19 protein-coding genes are annotated in these 18163 nt (G+C 67.7%); 15 read left to right on the top strand and 4 right to left on the bottom strand.

Translation table 11 applies throughout. The features are described from left to right. Window positions 1-9 precede the first annotated feature (9 nt). Window positions 10-252: an Lrp/AsnC family transcriptional regulator gene (locus AAHH99_RS07685; protein WP_418768130.1), complete on the bottom strand. Its 243-nt coding sequence runs from the start codon at window positions 250-252 to the stop codon at window positions 10-12. A gap of 119 nt (window positions 253-371) precedes the next feature. Here AAHH99_RS07685 and AAHH99_RS07680 point away from each other — a divergent pair, with 119 nt between their 5' ends. The 4 genes from AAHH99_RS07680 to AAHH99_RS07665 all read left to right on the top strand — a co-directional run bounded on the left by AAHH99_RS07680 (window position 372) and on the right by AAHH99_RS07665 (window position 2728). Then, on the top strand, window positions 372-1325 hold the full coding sequence (locus AAHH99_RS07680; protein WP_418768129.1) for a thiamine-phosphate kinase: 954 nt from the start codon (window positions 372-374) through the stop codon (window positions 1323-1325). 15 nt (window positions 1326-1340) lie between these two features. Next, complete coding sequence (locus AAHH99_RS07675; protein ID WP_418768128.1) at window positions 1341-1631, top strand: DUF1330 domain-containing protein; 291 nt, start codon at window positions 1341-1343, stop codon at window positions 1629-1631. Further along, the gene (locus AAHH99_RS07670; RefSeq protein WP_418768127.1) at window positions 1628-2311 is read left to right on the top strand and encodes a uracil-DNA glycosylase; all 684 of its coding nucleotides are present in this window, start codon (window positions 1628-1630) and stop codon (window positions 2309-2311) included. The genes AAHH99_RS07675 and AAHH99_RS07670 overlap by 4 nt, the downstream gene beginning before the upstream one ends. A 72-nt stretch (window positions 2312-2383) precedes the next feature. Then, complete coding sequence (locus AAHH99_RS07665; protein ID WP_418768126.1) at window positions 2384-2728, top strand: hypothetical protein; 345 nt, start codon at window positions 2384-2386, stop codon at window positions 2726-2728. Here AAHH99_RS07665 and rpmB read toward each other — a convergent pair. Then, window positions 2700-2891 carry a 50S ribosomal protein L28 gene (gene rpmB / locus AAHH99_RS07660; protein WP_064398602.1) on the bottom strand — a complete coding sequence of 64 codons (192 nt, stop codon included), beginning with the start codon at window positions 2889-2891 and terminating at the stop codon, window positions 2700-2702. The two genes, AAHH99_RS07665 and rpmB, sit on opposite strands and share 29 nt — an antisense overlap. Before the next feature lie 246 nt (window positions 2892-3137). Between rpmB and AAHH99_RS07655 the strand changes: the two genes are divergently transcribed. From AAHH99_RS07655 to AAHH99_RS07645, 3 genes are read left to right on the top strand one after another with little or no spacing between them, the layout of a single operon-like run. Further along, window positions 3138-4778 carry a DAK2 domain-containing protein gene (locus AAHH99_RS07655; protein WP_418768125.1) on the top strand — a complete coding sequence of 547 codons (1641 nt, stop codon included), beginning with the start codon at window positions 3138-3140 and terminating at the stop codon, window positions 4776-4778. Between the two features lie 2 nt (window positions 4779-4780). Beyond that, window positions 4781-6991: an ATP-dependent DNA helicase RecG gene (recG, locus tag AAHH99_RS07650; RefSeq protein ID WP_418768124.1), complete on the top strand. Its 2211-nt coding sequence runs from the start codon at window positions 4781-4783 to the stop codon at window positions 6989-6991. After that, on the top strand, window positions 6988-7695 hold the full coding sequence (locus AAHH99_RS07645; RefSeq protein WP_418768123.1) for an HNH endonuclease family protein: 708 nt from the start codon (window positions 6988-6990) through the stop codon (window positions 7693-7695). The genes recG and AAHH99_RS07645 overlap by 4 nt, the downstream gene beginning before the upstream one ends. A 13-nt stretch (window positions 7696-7708) precedes the next feature. Here AAHH99_RS07645 and AAHH99_RS07640 read toward each other — a convergent pair whose 3' ends face one another. Then, window positions 7709-8560 (bottom strand): aldo/keto reductase, encoded by an 852-nt coding sequence (locus AAHH99_RS07640; RefSeq protein ID WP_418768122.1) that lies wholly within the window; start codon window positions 8558-8560, stop codon window positions 7709-7711. 5 nt (window positions 8561-8565) lie between these two features. Next, window positions 8566-9396 (bottom strand): aldo/keto reductase, encoded by an 831-nt coding sequence (locus AAHH99_RS07635; RefSeq protein WP_418768121.1) that lies wholly within the window; start codon window positions 9394-9396, stop codon window positions 8566-8568. On the opposite strand from AAHH99_RS07635, the gene AAHH99_RS07630 reads away from it, so the two are divergent. The 8 genes from AAHH99_RS07630 (at window position 9395) to sepIVA (ending at window position 18146) form a co-directional block, all read left to right on the top strand. After that, a complete protein-coding gene (locus AAHH99_RS07630) occupies window positions 9395-10483 on the top strand; it encodes an alpha/beta hydrolase (RefSeq protein ID WP_418768120.1) in 1089 nt (362 codons plus the stop codon). The two genes, AAHH99_RS07635 and AAHH99_RS07630, sit on opposite strands and share 2 nt — an antisense overlap. Before the next feature lie 35 nt (window positions 10484-10518). Further along, window positions 10519-11295 (top strand): DsbA family protein, encoded by a 777-nt coding sequence (locus AAHH99_RS07625; RefSeq protein WP_064398617.1) that lies wholly within the window; start codon window positions 10519-10521, stop codon window positions 11293-11295. After that, the gene (locus AAHH99_RS07620; protein WP_418768119.1) at window positions 11292-11924 is read left to right on the top strand and encodes a vitamin K epoxide reductase family protein; all 633 of its coding nucleotides are present in this window, start codon (window positions 11292-11294) and stop codon (window positions 11922-11924) included. Before AAHH99_RS07625 ends, AAHH99_RS07620 begins: the two co-directional genes overlap by 4 nt. A 35-nt stretch (window positions 11925-11959) precedes the next feature. Next, window positions 11960-15355, top strand: coding sequence for a pyruvate carboxylase (locus AAHH99_RS07615; RefSeq protein ID WP_418768118.1), 3396 nt, complete (start codon window positions 11960-11962; stop codon window positions 15353-15355). Continuing rightward, a complete protein-coding gene (rsmD, locus tag AAHH99_RS07610) occupies window positions 15352-15942 on the top strand; it encodes a 16S rRNA (guanine(966)-N(2))-methyltransferase RsmD (protein WP_418769547.1) in 591 nt (196 codons plus the stop codon). Before AAHH99_RS07615 ends, rsmD begins: the two co-directional genes overlap by 4 nt. A gap of 11 nt (window positions 15943-15953) precedes the next feature. Further along, window positions 15954-16433 (top strand): pantetheine-phosphate adenylyltransferase, encoded by a 480-nt coding sequence (gene coaD / locus AAHH99_RS07605; RefSeq protein WP_418768117.1) that lies wholly within the window; start codon window positions 15954-15956, stop codon window positions 16431-16433. Between the two features lie 82 nt (window positions 16434-16515). Beyond that, entirely contained in the window at window positions 16516-17082 is a 567-nt protein-coding gene (locus tag AAHH99_RS07600) for a hemerythrin domain-containing protein (protein ID WP_418768116.1), read from the top strand. Window positions 17083-17408: 326 nt separating this feature from the next. Further along, entirely contained in the window at window positions 17409-18146 is a 738-nt protein-coding gene (gene sepIVA, locus AAHH99_RS07595; RefSeq protein ID WP_064398631.1) for a cell division protein SepIVA, read from the top strand. Window positions 18147-18163: the final 17 nt, after the last annotated feature.

Below are 18163 nucleotides of genomic sequence, written 5' to 3'. Positions count from 1 at the left end.
GGTCCAACTCTAGAAAGGCGCCCCGTTGGCGATCGGACAGGTCAGCGTGCGGGTGATACCGGTCACCCGTTGAACATTGGGAACCACGGTGGCTTTCAGATCGGCCAAGGTATCGGCGCCCACACGCGCGACCACGTCGTACGGGCCGGTCACGTACTCCGCGGACACCACCCCGGGAAGCGCGGCGAGTTGTTTGGCGACGACCTCGGCGCGGCCCACCTCGGTCTGAATCAGCATGAAAGCCTCGACCACCCGCTGTTCCTCCACATCGATGCATAGACTCCACGCCGCAGGCGCTTAACGTACCGCAGGTGCGGCCAGTGTTCAGGCCGGCACGAAACGGATAAGGTGCGGCCGCGACGGGAGGTGACATGGCGACCGACGCCGAAACCCTGGCGCAAGTGGGCGAGTTCGCCGTGATCCGGCGATTGGTGGCCGGACGCCGCCAGCCGGACGTCGTCGCGCTCGGGCCCGGTGACGACGCCGCGGTGCTGTTCGCGCCCGACGGTAAGACGGTCGTGAGCACCGACATGCTGGTGGCCGAGCGTCACTTTCGGTTGGACTGGTCGACGCCGCATGACGTGGGGCGCAAGGCGATCGCGCAGAACGCCGCCGATATCGAGGCGATGGGTGCACGCGCGACCGCCTTCGTCGTCGCATTCGGGGCACCCTCGGAGACGCCGGCCGACCAGGCGCTGCAGCTCGCCGACGGCATGTGGCGCGAGGCCGAGTCGATGGGCGCGGGCATCGTCGGCGGCGACCTCGTCAGCGCGCCGCAATGGGTGATCTCAGTGACGGCGCTCGGTGACCTCGACGGCCGCGGGCCGGTGCGCCGCAGCGGGGCACGACCCGGCGACGTGGTGGCCATCACCGGTGACATCGGTTGCTCAGCCGCCGGATTCGAATTGTGGCGCAACGATATTCGACAATTCGACGAACTGCGTGGGTGCCATGTCGCGCCGCGGCCGCCTTACGGACAGGGCCGCATCGCCGCCGAAAGCGGCGCGACCGCGATGACCGACGTCTCCGACGGGCTGCTGGCCGACCTGGGTCACATCGCCGAGGCATCCGGCGTCGGCATCGACCTGTCCACTGCGGCATTGACCGCCGACCGCGACGTGCTGGCCGGCGCAGCAGAAGCGGTCGGCGCCGACGCGTGGGCGTGGATCCTCGGCGGCGGCGAGGACCATGCGCTGGTCGCGACGTTCCCGGGGGCGCTGCCGTTCGGGTGGAGGGAGATCGGTCGCGTGCAGGAGGGCCCGGAGCGGGTGTCGGTCGACGGCGCGGCCTGGCAGGGGAATGCCGGGTGGCAGTCGTTCGACTAGTTAGGGTGTCGACTCGTGACCGTGTACGCCATCGCCCAGCTGAGGTTCACGGACCGTGCGGCCTATGACCGCTACCAAGCCCGTTTCCTGGCGGTCTTCAACCGGTATGCGGGGACGCTGCTCGCGGCCGATGAGTCGCCGCAGGTTCTGGAGGGCGAGTCGGACCGCGAGAAGGTCGTGTTGATGTCGTTTCCCGATGAGCCTTCGTTTCGGAACTGGGCGAACTCGCCCGAGTACCAGGAGATCTCGAAGGACCGCCGAGCCGGCGCTGATTCAGTGGTGTTGCTGATCAGGGGATTGGCATGACGGCGCGGCCGCTGCACGAGCTCATCGAGCAGGGTTGGGCCACGGCTCTGGAACCAGTCGCGGGTCAGGTCGCGCAGATGGGCGAGTTTCTCCGCGCTGAACTGGCCGCCGGAAACGGATATCTGCCCGCGGGTCAGAACGTCTTGCGCGCGTTCACCTTTCCGATGGACCGGGTGCGGGTACTGATCGTAGGACAGGACCCTTACCCGACGCCCGGTCACGCCGTCGGCCTCAGCTTCTCGGTGGCGCCCGAGGTGCGGCGGCTGCCGCGCAGCCTGGAGAACATCTTCAAGGAGTACGGAAGCGACCTCGGCCACCCCGCCCCGTCCACCGGTGACCTGACGCCGTGGGCCGAACGCGGGGTGATGCTGCTCAACAGGGTGCTCACCGTTCGACCGGGCACGCCGGCGTCGCACCGCGGTAAGGGCTGGGAGGCGGTGACCGAGTGCGCGATTCGCGCGCTGGTCGCACGCGGGCAGCCTTTGGTCGCGGTGCTGTGGGGTCGCGACGCCTCGACTCTGAAACCGATGCTGGACGGCGCCGACTGCGTGGCGATCGAGTCTCCGCACCCGTCGCCGCTTTCGGCGTCGCGCGGCTTCTTCGGCTCGCGACCGTTCAGCCGCGCGAACGAACTGCTCGAGAAGATGGGTGCCCAGCCGATCGACTGGCGGCTTCCCTAGGACTATCCGACGCCCGGAATCGGCGGCGGCGAGGGAATCGGCGGAGGAGACGGAATCGCCGGCGGTGACGGAATGGCCGGGGGTGACGGGACATCGGGAACCGGAACCTCGACGGTGCCGTTCCCTTCGGTGGTGGTGGCCGGCGATTCCGGCGACGCCGGGGTGGTCTCCGGCGCGCTCGTCTCCACCGTCACTTCCACCGACGTGGTCGGCGATGTCGTCGACGTAGTAGTGGTGGTGGTCTCGTCGCCGGCGGAATCACCGCCGCCGCACGCGGTCAACAAGGCCAACGCACATCCGGACGCCAGCGCGGTCAGGGTGGATCTTGCAGCTGCACGAGAGGTCATGCAGCACGACTACCCGGTCGCCGGTAACGGCAATCGCGGCGTCAGCCGCGCGAGACCTTTCCGGCCTTGATACACGACGTGCACACGTTCATGCGCTGTTTGTTGCCGCCGGGGCGGGCGGCGCGCACGGTCTGGATATTGGGATCCCAGCGACGGCTGGTCCGGCGATGGGAGTGCGAGACCGACTTGCCGAAGCCGGGTCCCTTCCCGCAGATATCGCACACGGCAGCCATATGCAGAACTCCTCAGATCAGTACGTGGGGTCCGGGTCGCGGCACCGCGACCGGTGCGGCTCGACCCGACAACCTGACCAGGATACCGGCAGCCGCAGCGAACGCCAAAATGTCGTCCCGCGCTGCGTGCGAGCCTGCCCCAGCCTACCGACCGGCGAGAACGTTGTGCCGAGGCTGTCAGGTCCAATCGCTAGGCTGACCGCACGGCGGGGTGCGTGGAGCGTCACATTTCTGCGGAGGTTAGGCATGTCGGCTCGACTGCTCGATGCCCCCATGCTGCAGAAGTGGTCGCACACCGCGGTCGGTGACCTCATCACCCATACCGACGAGATCAACCGACTCAACGTGTTCCCGGTCGCCGACGCCGACACCGGCACGAACATGCTGTTCACAATGCGCTCGGCGTGGGCGCAAGCCGATGCGCTGGCCGGCGCCGACGACGTCGCCGAAGTCGCGGCGGCGCTGGCACGCGGCGCCATCCACGGGGCGCGGGGCAACTCGGGCGTGATCCTGTCCCAGATACTGCGCGCGCTGGCCGAGGTCACCGCAGAAGCATCGGCCGATCTGCACGGTGGTCTGGACCGGGTGGACGGGCCGCTGTTCGCCGCGGCGCTGCACCACGCCGTGGTGTTGGTGATCCGGGCGATGGGCGAGGCCGTGCCGGGCACCATCGTCACAGTGCTCCAGGCCGCGGCCGAGGCCGCCGAGCAGGCCTCGACCGATGGCGCCGAGCTGCCCGAGGTCGTGTGCAGGGCCGCAGACGCGGCAGCGCAGTCGCTGGAGAAGACCACCGGCCAACTCGACGTGCTGGCCCGCGCGGGCGTGGTGGACGCCGGAGGGCGCGGCCTGCTGGTACTGCTGGACGCGATGAGCACCACGCTGACCGGCAGTGCTCCGCGCAGGACGGAGTACATTCCGGCGCCGCCACCGCACACCGACAACGGTGCCAACCGCGCCGTCGCGGCTCCGCAGTTCGAGGTGATGTACCTGCTCAGCGGATGCGATCCGGCAGGGGTGGAGAAACTGCGCAACGACCTCGACGGGCTGGGCGACTCGGTCGCGATCGCCGCTCCGTCGGACGGCAGCGGCCATTACTCGGTGCATGTGCACGCCGACGACGCCGGCGCCGCCGTCGAGGCCGGACTCGCGGTGGGCACCCCCAGCCGCATCCAGATCACCGCTCTCAGCGGCACCCACGATGCCCGCCCGGAGAGGGCGTGGTCCCATGCACGGACGGTGCTCGCCGTCGTCGATGGGACGGGCGCCGAGGAGTTGTTCGCGGCCGAGGGCGCCCACGTGCTGCCGCTCGAGGGCGACGCGCCGGTCAGCGCCAAACAGCTGCTGCACGCACTGGTCAACGCCGACGCGGGCCAGGCGATGATCCTGCCGAACGGATACGTCGCGGCCGAGGAACTGGTCGCCGGGTGCACCGCCGCGATGGGCTGGGGCCTCGACGCGGTGCCGGTACCCACGGCGTCCATGGTTCAAGGGCTGGCGGCGCTGGCGGTCCACGACGACGCGCGCCAGGCCGTCGACGACGGATACACCATGGCCAGGGCCGCCGCGGGCGCCCGGCACGGATCGGTGCGGATCGCCACCGAGGAAGCGCTCACCTGGGCGGGGATGTGCAAGCCGGGCGACGGTCTCGGCATCTCCGGCGACGAAGTGCTGATCGTCGGTGACGACCTGGCCGCGGCGGGAGCGGGGCTGATCGACCTGTTGCTGGCCGCCGGCGGTGAACTCGTCACGGTCCTCACCGGCGCCGGGGTCGACGAGGGTGTCGCCGGCGCGCTCTCCGAGCACGTGCACGACCGGCATCCCGGCGTCGAACTGGTGACCTACCACACCGGCCACCGCGGCGACGCCTTGCTGATCGGGGTGGAATAGCCGTGGCGACCCTGTCCGACCGTCTCGACTTCGTGCTCGGTAAGAAGGCCGCGGACCCGCTCGCTGAGCACTTCGGCATCCACACGGTCAACGATCTGCTGCGTCACTATCCCCGCAAGTACAGCGACGAGATGACGACGGTCGGCGAGGGTGAGGATCTCGAGGAGGGCGTCCACGTCACGTTCGTCGACGTCATCACCAAAGCCGAACTGAGGCGGACCAACCGGCAACCCCAGCGCGAATATCTCGTCGTCACCCTCGGGCACCGGAAGCCGAAGGTGACCGCGACGTTCTTCAACGTCAAGTACCTCAAGAAGCAGTTGGTCGAGGGTGCGAAGGTGATGCTGTCGGGGGAGGTCGGCTACTTCAAGGGCGTCATGCAGCTGACCCATCCGGCGTTCCTGGTGTTGCACGAGACCGGCGGCGTGCGAGGATCCAAGTCTCTCAAGGCGATCGCCGAGGCCTCGGGGGCCACCGGTGAGGACCTGCTGGCCGCCTTCGAACGCGACTTCTTCCCGATCTACCCGGCCAACAAGAAGGTGCAGACCTGGGAGATCTACGCCTGTGTGCGTCAGCTGCTCGACGTGCTGGACCCGATCACCGAACCGCTACCGAAAGCCTTTCTGCGACAACATGGTCTGATCACCGAAGACCAGGCGCTCCGCGCGATCCACACCGCAGAGAGATCGGCCGAACGCGACGCCGCGGTCGCGCGACTGACGTACGACGAGGCCATCGGCCTGCAATGGGCATTGGTCAACCGACGCCACGGTGAGCTGAGTGAGTCGGGTCCGGTCGCGCAGCGCCGCGACGACGGGCTCGTCGCCGCCATGTGCGAACAGTTGCCGTTCGAATTGACCGACGGCCAGAAGGAAGTGCTCGACGTCGTATCGGACGAGCTGGAGAGCACCCGACCGATGAACCGCATGCTGCAGGGCGAGGTCGGTTCGGGCAAGACGATCGTCTCGGTGCTGGCGATGTTGCAGATGGTCGACGCCGGCTATCAGTGCGCGCTGCTCGCACCCACGGAAGTCCTTGCCGCACAACATGCCCGCTCAATCGGCGCCGTTCTCGGCCCGTTGGCCCTCGCCGGTCAACTCGGTGGCATGGACGGTGCCACCCGCATCGCGCTGTTGACCGGATCGATGACAGCGCAACAGAAACGCGCGGTACGCGACGAGGTCGCCGGCGGTGAGGCGGGCATCGTCATCGGCACCCACGCCCTATTGCAGGACGCCGTCGAATTCCACCGCCTCGGCATGGTGGTCGTCGACGAGCAGCACCGGTTCGGCGTGGAGCAACGGGATCGGTTGCGCGGCAAGGCCCCTGCGGGTATCACGCCGCATCTGCTGGTGATGACGGCCACGCCGATACCGCGCACCGTCGCGTTGACTCATTACGGTGACCTGGAGACCTCGACATTGCGCGAGCTGCCGCGGGGCAGGCAACCGATCACGACAAACACCGTCTTTCTCAGCGAGCACCCACGCTGGCTGGACCGTGTGTGGCAGCGCATCACCGAAGAGGTGAGCCAGGGCAGGCAGGCGTACGTGGTGGCCTCGCGGATCGACGAGAACGACAAGTCGGCCAAGGACAAGGAGGGCGGTCCGCCGCCGATCACGGTGGTCGAGTTGTTCGCGCGGCTGAGCCGAGGCCCGCTCGCCGGACTGCGGCTCGGGCTCATGCACGGGAGGCTGCCCGCCGACGAGAAGGACGCCGTGATGGCCGCGTTCCGCGCGGGCGAGATCGACGTGCTGGTGTGCACGACGGTCATCGAAGTCGGCGTCGACGTGCCGAATGCGACGGTGATGGTGGTGATGGACGCCGACCGGTTCGGCATCAGCCAGCTGCACCAGTTGCGCGGGCGCATCGGGCGCGGACAGCATCCGAGCCTGTGCCTGCTCGTCACCAAACTCCCGCAGGGGTCCAAGGCCGGCGCCCGGCTGACCGCCGTCGCATCCACACTGGACGGGTTCAAGCTCGCCGACCTCGACCTCTACGAGCGGCAGGAGGGAGATGTGTTGGGCTTCAGCCAATCCGGCCGCGCGATCACGCTCCGGTTCCTGTCGCTGCAGGAGCACCTCGACATCATCGTGACGGCCCGCGAGTTCTGCGCACGGCTGTACGAGAACGATCCGGACCACCCGGGTATGGCGGCGCTGGCCGCCCCGTTCGTCAACACCGACCGCGTCGAATTCCTGGACAAGGCATGAAGCGCAGGCATCTGCTGTGGCTGACCGCGATCGTCGCGCTGGCGGTGATCGTCGCCGTGCAGGCGGTCAACTCGGCGGGGGACCGGGCGCAGTTCATCGCACGCGCCGACATCCCGACCGTGGTGCCGGGGGTCGACGTTCTCGCGGGCGTTGCCGTCATACCGTTGCGGATCCGCGGATACGACTACCGCAGAGCGGCTTTCGGGGACAGCTGGACCGACGACAACTCGGCCCCGGGCGGACACAACGGGTGCGACACCCGCAACGACATCCTCAACCGCGACCTCGACGACAAGACGTTCGTGTCGATCAAGCGTTGCCCCGACGCCGTCGCCACGGGCACGCTGCACGACCCGTACACCAACGCCGTCGTCGCCTTCACCCGAGGCGAGAAGACCGGCGCCGCGGTGCAAATCGACCACATCGTCCCGTTGGCGCTTGCCTGGGACCTCGGGGCGCGCAACTGGCCCGAAGACCTGCGCGTCCGGTTCGCCAACGATCCGGCGAATCTCATCGCGGTGGCCGGACACGCCAACCAGGAAAAGGGTGATCAGGAGCCTGCGACCTGGATGCCGCCGAATGCGGCGTTTCACTGCCAGTACTCGATGCAGTTCATCGCGGTGCTGCGCGGATACCGACTGCCGATCGACGCGCCGTCGGCGACCGCACTGCGCGACGCCGCGGCCACCTGCCCGACGGGTTGAGCTCCTCTAAGGCCTACGTACCGGTGTAGGTTTCCGGGTCCGGGCGGAACCGCGTGCCCTCGTCGAGGCCGTTGAGGGAGGCGATCTCGTCGTCGGTGAGCTCGAAGTCGAACACCTCGAGGTTCGAGGCGATCCGCTCCGGTTTCGACGACCGGGCGATGACCGCGTTGCCCAGCTGCACGCTCCATCGGATCAACACCTGCGCGGCGGTCTTGCCGTGCGCCTGCGCCACCGACGTCACCGTCTCGTTCTCCAGCAGGCGGCCGACGCCCAGGGGACCGTACGCCTGGGTGACGATCCCGTAACCGGCATTGACCTCCCGCAGCTCCGCCTGGTTCAGCAACGGGTGCAGCTCGATCTGGTTGATCGCCGGGGTGAAGAACGACAGGTCGATGACGTTCGACAGGTGCTCGGCGTGGAAGTTGGCGACCCCGATCGACTTGGTGTCGCCGACCTCTTTGCGCTTCATCAGGCCGCCCCAGCTGTCGACGTACTTGCCATGTTCACCGGCGGGCCAGTGGATCAGGTAGAGGTCGACGTAATCGAGCCCGAGCCTGCCCAGGCTCGCCTTGAGCGCATCCTGGGACGATTGGAAGCCGAGGTCGGGGGTGGCCAGCTTGGTGGTGACGAAGATGTCGTCGCGCGGCACGCCCGACGCCTTGATGGCCCGCCCAACCGCCTCCTCGTTGCCGTATGCCGCGGCGGTGTCGATCAGCCGGTAGCCGGCTGACAACGCCGCCAGCACCGCCTGCTCGGTCTCGGACTCCGACAGCTCGCCGACGCCGAGACCGAATATCGGCATCGTGTGGTCGTCGTTGAGCGTGACGGTCGGAACCGCAGCCGCATTGCCCGGCGATTCGGTCATTTCACCTACCCCGTGAATTCGAATGTTCGCGGATCGGGGCCCAACCGAGTGCCGTCGCCGAGCGTCGAGACGGACGCCATGTCCTGCTCGCTCAACTCGAAATCGAACACGTCGAAGTTACTCACGATTCTCTCGGGGGTCACCGACTTCGGGATGACTATATTGCCGAGCTGCATATGCCACCTAATCAACACCTGGGCCGGCGTCTTGCCGTGCGCTTCGGCGACCGAGACCACGGTGTCGTTGGACAGCAGTGACCCCTGGCCGAGCGGACTCCACGCCTCGGTCGCGATCCCCATCTGAGCATGCATCTCGCGCAACTCCTCCTGCTGCAGCAGCGGATGCAGTTCGATCTGGTTGACCGCGGGCACGATCTCGGTGGCGTCGACGAGTTCCCGCAGGTGTTCGGGCTCGAAGTTGCTCACCCCGATCGACCGGATGCGGCCCTGCTCACGCAGGTGGGCGAAGGCCTTGAAGGTGTCGACGAACGCGCCCTTGGCCGGCAGCGGCCAGTGGATGAGGTAGAGATCGAGGTAGTCGAGCCCCAGCCGGTGCATGCTCTTGTCGAAGGCACTCAGCGTGCTGTCGTACCCTTGCTCGGAATTCCACAGCTTGGTGGTGATGAACACCTGATCGCGCGGCAGGCCCGATTTCTCGAGCGCTCGGCCGACCTCGCGTTCGTTCTGGTACGCGGCGGCGGTGTCGATGTGGCGGTAACCCGCTTCGAGCGCGGTCGCGACCGCGCGTTCGGTGTCCTCCGGAGGGGTCTGCCAAACTCCGAGTCCAACCTGCGGTATCGAATTACCGTCGTTCAACGTGATCGAGGGAGATGCCATGACCCAGAGTCTGCCAGCCCATGACCATTGGCGGCCGAGCCGCAAGGAGACGCTGGTCAATACCGCGGCGGGCGTCACCCTTCGCGCGTTGCCGCGCATCCCCGAGGCCGTCAAACGTCTCCTGCTGAGACGCCGCACCGTCAGCATCGACGGCAACACGCTGGACACGACGCTGCAGTTGATGCTCGCCGGACAAAAGCTCACGGGCATCGACGGTCTGGTCAACGCTGACGGGGTCGCCGCCGCCCGTGGACAACTCGAAACGCTGGCCGCGGGTTTCAAGCAGAACATCCCCGTCGCGTCGGTGAGCGATCTCTCGATCCCAGGACCCGCCGGAGCCATCCGCGCGCGCCATTACCGGCCGGTCGAGGATGAGGGAGCCCTACTGGTCTTCTTCCACGGCGGTGGACAGGTCATCGGCAGCATCGACTCCCACGACGACCTGTGCCGCGAGATCTGCCACCGGGGCCAGATGCACGTGCTGTCGGTCGACTATCGCCTTGCCCCCGAACATCCCGCGCCTGCGGGCACCGACGACGCCCACGCCGCCTTCAGGTGGGCGTGCGAGCACGCCGCCGAACTGGGCGCGGACCCCGAGCGCGTCGCCGTCGGTGGTGACAGCGCGGGCGGCAACCAGGCCACGCTCGTCGCGCACCGCGCCCGCGGCGATGGCCCGCAGCCGGCCCTGCAGTTCCTGCTGTATCCGGTCGTCAACTACCGCGACACGACCAGGTCGCAGGTGCTGTTCTCCGAGGGCTACTTCCTCACCCGCGACGACATCGACTGGTTCCGCGACAAATACCTCAGCGGCGGAGTCGATTCCGGTGACCCCCGCGTGTCGCCGCTGCTGGCCGACGATCTGTCCGGACTGTCCCCGGCGCTGATCGTCACCGCCGGTTTCGACCCGCTGCGCGACGAAGGCAGGCAGTACGCCGAGGCCATGCGGACCGCCGGCGTCCGCGTCGACCATCGGGAGTTCGGATCGCTGATCCACGGCTTTGCGAACTTCTTCCCGTTCGGCGGTGACAGCGCCACCGCGATGGCCGAGGTGATCTCGGCGCTGCGGGCGCATCTGGCCCGCGGCTGACCGGGCGGCGAAATCGCGCCGGTACTCTTACCTGCGTGGCCACGAAACGCAAGAAGACCCCGAGCTACGACCTGAAGGCGGCTGACCGCAAGCGGAACCGGGCTGTGCAGATCGGCCTGACCGCCATCGTCGTGATCTTCGCCGTCGCGTTGGTGCTCTACATCGTGATGACCAAAGAGGACAAACCCGGTGAGGGCGAGACCAGGGCGGTCCGCGTGGCGTCGAGCAACGTGATCACCCAGGAGGGCACGTCCGAGCCCAAAGCGGTGGTGTCGCTCTACGAGGACTTCCTGTGCCCGGCGTGCGGGAACTTCGAGAAGCAGTTCGGCCCGACGATCAACCGGCTGATCGACAGCGGTGCTGCGGCCGTGGACTACAACATGGTGTCCATCCTCGACCGGGCGGGCCAGGGTTACTCGACCCGCGCCGCCAACGCCGGCTACTGCGTGGCCGACGCGGACACCGAAGCCTTCCGGCGTTTCCACGCCGCCTTGTTCGCGCAACAGCCGCCCGAGGGTGTGGGCCCCTTCCCCGACAATGCCCGGCTGATCGAGATCGCTCGCCAAGCGGGGGTGACCGGTGAGGTGCCGGCCTGCATCAACGGTGGACGCTACAACGACATGGTCAAGGGTTTGGCCAAAGCGAGCGGGGTCAACTCGACGCCGACCATCCGGATCAACGGTGAGGACTATTCGCCGTCGACGCCCGACGCGCTTATCGCCGAGATCGAGAAGATCGTCGGCGAGGTGCCCGCACTGGATGCCGGTGCGCCGCCGCCCAACGCCGATCCGACGCAGCCGGCGAGGCCGTGACGCTCGCCGCTCCCGGAGCCGTCCAGCCGTCCGAACCCGCGGCTCATGAGCCGACGGGTCTGTCGGTGGGTCGTCCGAGCGCGGTGTGGATCCTCATCGCGGGTGTGCTGGGGCTGGCCGCCGCGGTCGCGCTGACCGTCGAGAAGGTCGAGTTGCTGATCGATCCGGAGTACACCCCGTCGTGCAGCTTCAATCCAGTGCTGTCCTGCGGTTCGGTGATGATCACGCCGCAGGCGTCCGCGTTCGGATTCCCGAACTCGTTGATCGGCATCATCTCGTTCACGATCGTGGTGGTGACCGGTGTGCTCGCGCTCGCGAGGGTCGCGTTGCCGCGTTGGTACTGGGCCGGTCTGGCCACGGGCACGCTGCTTGGCGCCGCGTTCGTGCACTGGCTCATCTACCAGAGCCTCTACCGCATCGGCGCGCTGTGCCCGTACTGCATGGTGGTGTGGGCGGTCACGATCCCGCTGTTGGTGGTCGTTGCGGCCGTCGCTCTGCAGCCCCAGCACGGGAACACCGTCGCGCGGGTGCTGCACACCTGGCGGTGGTCTCTGGTCACGCTGTGGTTCACCGGCCTGCTCCTTCTGGTCCTCGTGCGCTTCTGGAGCTACTGGTCCACGCTGGTCTGACCCGCCCGGAGGATAAAGTACGTGCGTGATCGCCCATGATCTCTAAAGTCCTGGTCGCCAATCGTGGCGAAATCGCGATCCGCGCTTTCCGGGCCGCCTACGAAATGGGGATCGACACCGTCGCGGTCTACCCCCACGAGGATCGCAACAGTATTCACCGGCTGAAGGCCGACGAGTCCTACCAGATCGGCGAGACCGGCCATCCCGTGCGCGCGTACCTGTCGGTCGAGGAGATCATCCGGGTCGCCAAGCATGCCGGAGCCGACGCGGTCTATCCGGGATACGGCTTCCTGTCGGAGAATCCGGCGTTGGCGGCGGCGTGCGCGGAGGCCGGCATCACGTTCGTCGGGCCCAGCGCCCAGGTGCTGGAGCTGACGGGTAACAAGTCGCGGGCGATCGAGGCGGCCCGCTCGGCGGGCCTGCCGGTGCTCAACTCATCGGCCCCGTCGGCGTCGGCCGAGGAGTTGATGGCCGCCGCGGAGGGCCTGGAGTTCCCGTTGTTCGTCAAAGCCGTGTCCGGTGGCGGCGGCCGGGGCATGCGGCGGGTCACCGACATCGACGCGCTGGCCGACGCGATCGATGCCGCGTCGCGCGAAGCCGAGTCCGCGTTCGGCGACCCGACGCTGTATCTCGAACAGGCCGTGCTCAACCCCCGCCACATCGAGGTGCAGATCCTGGCCGACACCCACGGCAACGTGATGCACCTGTTCGAACGGGACTGCAGCGTGCAGCGCAGGCACCAGAAGGTCATCGAGCTCGCACCCGCCCCGAACCTGTCCGACGAACTGCGGCAACGAATCTGCGACGACGCGGTCGCGTTCGCCCGGCAGATCGGATACACGTTCGCCGGCACCGTCGAGTTCCTGCTCGACGAGCGCGGTCATTACGTGTTCATCGAGTGCAATCCGCGCATCCAGGTCGAGCACACCGTCACCGAGGAGATCACCGATGTCGATCTGGTGTCGAGCCAGTTGCGCATCGCCGACGGCGAGACCCTCGACAGCCTCGGACTGAGCCAGGACGCGCTACCCGCGCCGCGGGGTTTCGCGCTGCAGTGCCGGATCACCACCGAGGACCCCGCCAACGGATTTCGTCCCGATACCGGCCGTATCACCGGATACCGCACCCCGGGCGGCGCGGGCATCCGGTTGGACGGCGGCACCCATCTCGGCGCGGAGATCAGCGCGCACTTCGACTCGATGCTGGTGAAGCTGACGTGCCGGGGACGCGACTTCGGCGCCGCGGTGGCGCGGGCGCGCCGCGCGCTGGCCGAGTTCCGCATCCGCGGGGTGTCGACGAATATCCCGTTCCTGCAAGCGGTGGTCAACGATCCGGATTTCCGGGCCGGACGCATCAGCACGTCGTTCATCGAGGAGCGCCCGTATCTGCTGACCGCCAGAACACCTGCCGACCGCGGTACCAAGATCCTCAACTATCTGGCCGACGTGACGGTCAACCAGCCGCACGGCCCGCGAACCGCATCGGTGTACCCGCAGGACAAGCTGCCCGACATCGATCTGGAAGCGCCGCCGCCCGACGGCAGCAAGCAACGCCTGACCGAACTCGGCCCCGAGGGCTTCGCGCGCTGGCTGCGCGACTCCAAACCGTTGGCCGTCACCGACACGACGTTCCGCGACGCCCATCAGTCGCTGTTGGCCACCCGCGTGCGCACCACGGGGCTATTGATGGTGGCGCCCTACGTCGCGCGGATGACGCCGCAGTTGCTCTCGCTCGAATGTTGGGGTGGGGCGACTTACGATGTGGCGCTTCGGTTCTTGAAAGAAGACCCGTGGGAGCGGCTGGCCGCGCTGCGCGAAGCGGTCCCCAACATCTGCCTGCAGATGCTGCTGCGCGGGCGCAACACCGTCGGTTACACCCCGTATCCGGAGACCGTCACCCACGCGTTCGTCGCCGAGGCCACGGCGACGGGCATCGACATCTACCGCATCTTCGACGCGCTCAACAACGTCGATTCCATGCGTCCGGCCATCGACGCGGTCCGCGAAACCGGCACGGCGGTGGCCGAAGTCGCGATGAGCTACACCGGGGACCTGTCTGACCCCGGGGAAAACCTCTACACGCTGGACTACTACCTGAAGCTCGCCGAGCAGATCGTCGACGCGGGCGCCCACGTGCTGGCGATCAAGGACATGGCCGGGCTGCTGCGCCCTCACGCCGCGCACACGTTGATCGGCGCGCTGCGCACCCGGTTCGACCTGCCCGTGCACGTGCACACCCACGACACCCCGGGCGGCCAGTTGGCCACGTACCTGGCGGCGTGGCAGGCCGGAGCCAGCGCCGTCGACGGAGCATCGGCGCCGCTGGCAGGTACCACCAGCCAGCCGGCGCTGAGCTCGATCGTGGCCGCCGCCGCGCACACCGAGTACGACACCGGGCTGTCGTTGGAGGCGGTGTGCGACGTCGAACCGTACTGGGAAGCGCTGCGAAAGGTGTACGCGCCCTTTGACGTTGTGTCAGCTGGACCTCCTTCCCCCACGGGCCGGGTGTACCGCCATGAGATCCCCGGCGGTCAGCTGTCGAATCTGCGCCAGCAGGCAATCGCGCTCGGGTTCGGCGACCGCTTCGAGGAGATCGAGGCCAACTACGCCGCAGCCGACAGGGTGCTCGGCCGGCTGGTGAAGGTGACGCCGTCGTCGAAGGTGGTGGGCGACCTTGCGCTCGCGCTGCTGGGGGCGGGCATCAGCGCCGACGAATTCGCCTCGGACCCATCGCGGTTCGATATTCCCGATTCGGTGATCGGATTCTTTCGCGGCGAACTCGGCGACCCGCCAGGTGGATGGCCCGAACCGCTGCGCACCAAGGCGCTTGCCGGTCGGGCGCCGGCCAAGTCGCAGGAGGAACTCAGCGAGGAGGACGAAGCGGTTCTCGCCCAGGCGGGCCCGAAGCGCCAAGCCGCGCTGAACCGGCTGCTGTTCCCTGGCCCGACAAAGGAACTCGAAGCCCACCGCGAACAGTACGGGGACACGTCGAGCCTGTCGGCGAACCAGTTCTTCTACGGGCTGCGCAGCGACGAGGAGCATCGCGTCCGGTTGGAGCGGGGCGTCGAACTGCTGATCGGGCTCGAGGCGATCTCCGAGCCCGACGAGCGCGGCATGCGCACGGTGATGTGCATCCTCAACGGCCAACTGCGTCCGGTTCTGGTGCGTGACCGCAACGTCGCCAGCGACATCCCCACCGCAGAGAAGGCCGACAAGTCCAACCCCGACCACATCGCCGCGCCCTTCGCCGGGGTTGTCAGCGTCGGCGTCAGCGTCGACGACGAGGTGCAGGCCGGCCAGACGATCGCCACGATCGAGGCCATGAAGATGGAGGCCGCCATCACCGCGCCCAAGGCAGGCAAGGTGAACCGGGTCGCGGTCTCGGAGACGGCACAGGTCGAAGGCGGCGATCTGCTGGTGGTGGTCAGCTGACCCGCATCATCGCCGGCGCGCTGGGTGGTCGACGAATCACCGTGCCCCAGAATCGATCTGAGCACAGGCCTAGTGGAGGGACCCGTCCTACCACCGACCGGGTACGGGAAGCGATGTTCAACGTGCTGGCCGCGCGCATCGACTTCAGCGGGATCGCGGTGCTCGATCTGTACGCCGGGTCGGGCGCACTCGGGCTCGAGGCGCTCTCGCGGGGGGCCGCGGAGGCGACGTTCGTCGAGACCGACCGACGAGCCGCAGGAGTCATCGCCGACAACATCGCTGCACTCGGCGTCACCGGGGCGAGTGTGCGGCGCGGCGCCGTCGCCGAGGTACTGGCCGCAGGCAGCCCGCGACCCGTCGACCTCGTCCTCGCCGACCCGCCGTACGACATCGCCTCCGGAGAAGTGGAATCGATGCTGTCGTTGCTCACCGAACGGGGTTGGGCCGGACCGGAAACCGTCGTCGTGGTGGAACGCGCGGCGAGCGGACCGCCGCTCACGTGGCCGCAGGGCTGGCAGGTATGGCCGTCGCGCAGCTACGGCGACACCCGCCTGGAGCTTGCCGAGGCACCAGAGCGGCCCTGCTAGCGTCTTCGCTCATGAGCGGCGCGGTATGCCCCGGATCCTTCGACCCGGTCCATCTCGGGCACGTCGACGTCTTCGAGCGCGCGGCCGCGCAGTTCGACGAGCTGATCGTCGCCGTGCTGGTCAACCCGAACAAGAAGGGCATGTTCACGCTCGACGAGCGCATCGCGATGATCGAGGAGTCCGCCGGGCACCTGCCGAACCTGCGCGTCGAGTCGGGGCAAGGCCTGGTGGTCGACTTCGCCCGGCAGCGCGGCGTGACGGCGATCGTCAAGGGTCTGCGCGGTGGTGCCGACTTCGAATACGAACTGCAGATGGCGCAGATGAACAAGCACATCGCCGGCGTCGACACGTTCTTCGTGGCCGCGATACCGCGGTACTCGTTCGTGTCGTCGTCGTTGGCCAAGGAGGTCGCGTCGATGGGTGGCGACGTCTCCGAACTGCTTCCCGCCGCGGTCAACACGCGCCTGCAGGCCAAGCTGAGCCAGGGTTAACCCGCTCCAGCACGGGTAATCAGGTGGAGGCGCACAGCCCATTCGCGCCCACACCACTACCGAAATGCAGGAGGTTTCTGCCATGGCTGAAACGTTCGTCCAGAACACCGACGACGTCGTGAAGTTTTTGACCGACCAACACAACCTGATCAAAGACCTGTTCGAAGAAGTGCTGGGCGCGTCGGAAACTGAGGCGCGCGAGAAGGCGTTCGCCGATCTGCGTCAGCTGCTCGCCGTGCACGAGACCGCCGAGGAGATGGTGGTCCACCCGCGCGCCCGCAAGGAGGTCGCCGACGGTGAGGCCATCGTCGACGCGCGCCTCAAGGAAGAGCACGAGGCCAAGGAGTTCCTGTCGCGGCTCGAGAAGATGGACATCGGGTCCCAGGAGTTCCTCGACGAACTGATGAAGTTCCGCGAGGACGTGGTCGAGCACGCCGAACTCGAGGAGCGGGAGGAGTTCAGCCACCTGCAGAAGAACCTCGACGGTGATGACCTCAAGCGGATGGCGGGCGCCGTACAGGCCGCCGAGGCGATCGCCCCGACCCATCCGCATGCGGGCGTCGAGTCGGCCAAGGCCAATTTCGCGCTCGGACCGTTTGCTTCGATGCTCGATCGCGCCCGCGACCTCATCGGCGCGGCGGTGAAGTAAGCGCCCTCGGCCGTCGTGGTCGCCGAATCTGAACTTGTGTTCGAGAAATCGCCGATTTCGCGCGAAGAAGTTCAGATTCGAGGAAGACTCACGCCCGCCCCCGGGCGCCATCGAAGGATGCCGCCCGGGGGCGGGCTTTCGCCTCCGGCTCGGGCGGTTGACATAATGCGAGCAGCAATTCAGCCGGGAGTTGCGGCCTGGGGAGTGGAGAGACTCAGCAATCCATGAATTTCCGACGTCCGGGCGACACACCGGGCGGGAAGCTGAGTCACAGGGGTAACACCAGGCACACTAGTAACTGACAACTACGCCTGGAGGGTGTTGCCGTGTACCGAGTTTTTGAGGCGCTCGACGAACTGAGCGCGATTGTGGAAGAAGCCCGCGGCGTGCCGATGACGGCAGGCTGCGTCGTGCCCCGCGGCGATGTCCTCGAATTGATCGACGACATCAAGGACGCGATTCCCGGTGAGCTCGACGATGCCCAGGACGTCCTCGATGCCCGCGACGGGATGCTGCGCGAGGCCAAGGACCACTCCGACTCGATGGTGTCCACAGCCACCGCTGAGGCGGATTCGGTTCTGAACCACGCCCGCGCGGAGGCGGACCGGCTGCTGGCCGACGCCAAGGCGCAGGCCGATCGCATGGTGGCCGAGGCTCGCCAGCACAGCGAGCGGATGGTCGGCGAGGCCCGCGAGGAGGCCACCCGGGTCGCCGCCACCGCCAAGCGCGAGTACGAGGCCAGCACCGGACGAGCCAAGACCGAAGCCGACCGGCTCATCGAGAGCGGCAACCTCGCCTACGAGAAGGCCGTGCAAGAGGGCATCAAGGAGCAGCAGCGGCTGGTGTCGCAGACCGAGATCGTCGCCACCGCGACAGCCGAGGCGACCCGGTTGATCGACTCGGCGCATGCCGAGGCCGACCGGTTGCGCGGCGAGTGCGACATCTACGTCGACAGCAAGCTCGCGGAGTTCGAGGACTTCCTCAACGGCACGCTGCGCTCTGTCGGTCGAGGTCGTCATCAACTTCGCACCGCCGCGGGCACGCACGACTACGCCGCCCGCTGAGTGCCAGGGGCCGCCAA

The organism is Mycobacterium neumannii (genome assembly GCF_048452905.1).
GTDB lineage: Bacteria > Actinomycetota > Actinomycetes > Mycobacteriales > Mycobacteriaceae > Mycobacterium > Mycobacterium neumannii_B.
The sequence above is the reverse complement of the archived record's forward strand: the minus strand, read 5'-3'. Positions and strand labels throughout refer to the sequence as shown.

Bases quoted from the DNA above. Each gene is read 5' to 3' on its own strand.
- AAHH99_RS07680 (WP_418768129.1), top strand. From the start codon at position 372: ATGGCGACCGACGCCGAAACCCTGGCGCAAGTGGGCGAGTTCGCCGTG.
- AAHH99_RS07670 (WP_418768127.1), top strand. From the start codon at position 1,628: ATGACGGCGCGGCCGCTGCACGAGCTCATCGAGCAGGGTTGGGCCACG.
- AAHH99_RS07665 (WP_418768126.1), top strand. From the start codon at position 2,384: ATGGCCGGGGGTGACGGGACATCGGGAACCGGAACCTCGACGGTGCCG.
- rpmB (WP_064398602.1), bottom strand. From the start codon at position 2,891: ATGGCTGCCGTGTGCGATATCTGCGGGAAGGGACCCGGCTTCGGCAAG.
- AAHH99_RS07655 (WP_418768125.1), top strand. From the start codon at position 3,138: ATGTCGGCTCGACTGCTCGATGCCCCCATGCTGCAGAAGTGGTCGCAC.
- AAHH99_RS07645 (WP_418768123.1), top strand. From the start codon at position 6,988: ATGAAGCGCAGGCATCTGCTGTGGCTGACCGCGATCGTCGCGCTGGCG.
- AAHH99_RS07640 (WP_418768122.1), bottom strand. From the start codon at position 8,560: ATGACCGAATCGCCGGGCAATGCGGCTGCGGTTCCGACCGTCACGCTC.
- AAHH99_RS07630 (WP_418768120.1), top strand. From the start codon at position 9,395: ATGACCCAGAGTCTGCCAGCCCATGACCATTGGCGGCCGAGCCGCAAG.
- AAHH99_RS07635 (WP_418768121.1), bottom strand. From the start codon at position 9,396: ATGGCATCTCCCTCGATCACGTTGAACGACGGTAATTCGATACCGCAG.
- AAHH99_RS07615 (WP_418768118.1), top strand. From the start codon at position 11,960: ATGATCTCTAAAGTCCTGGTCGCCAATCGTGGCGAAATCGCGATCCGC.
- coaD (WP_418768117.1), top strand. From the start codon at position 15,954: ATGAGCGGCGCGGTATGCCCCGGATCCTTCGACCCGGTCCATCTCGGG.
- AAHH99_RS07600 (WP_418768116.1), top strand. From the start codon at position 16,516: ATGGCTGAAACGTTCGTCCAGAACACCGACGACGTCGTGAAGTTTTTG.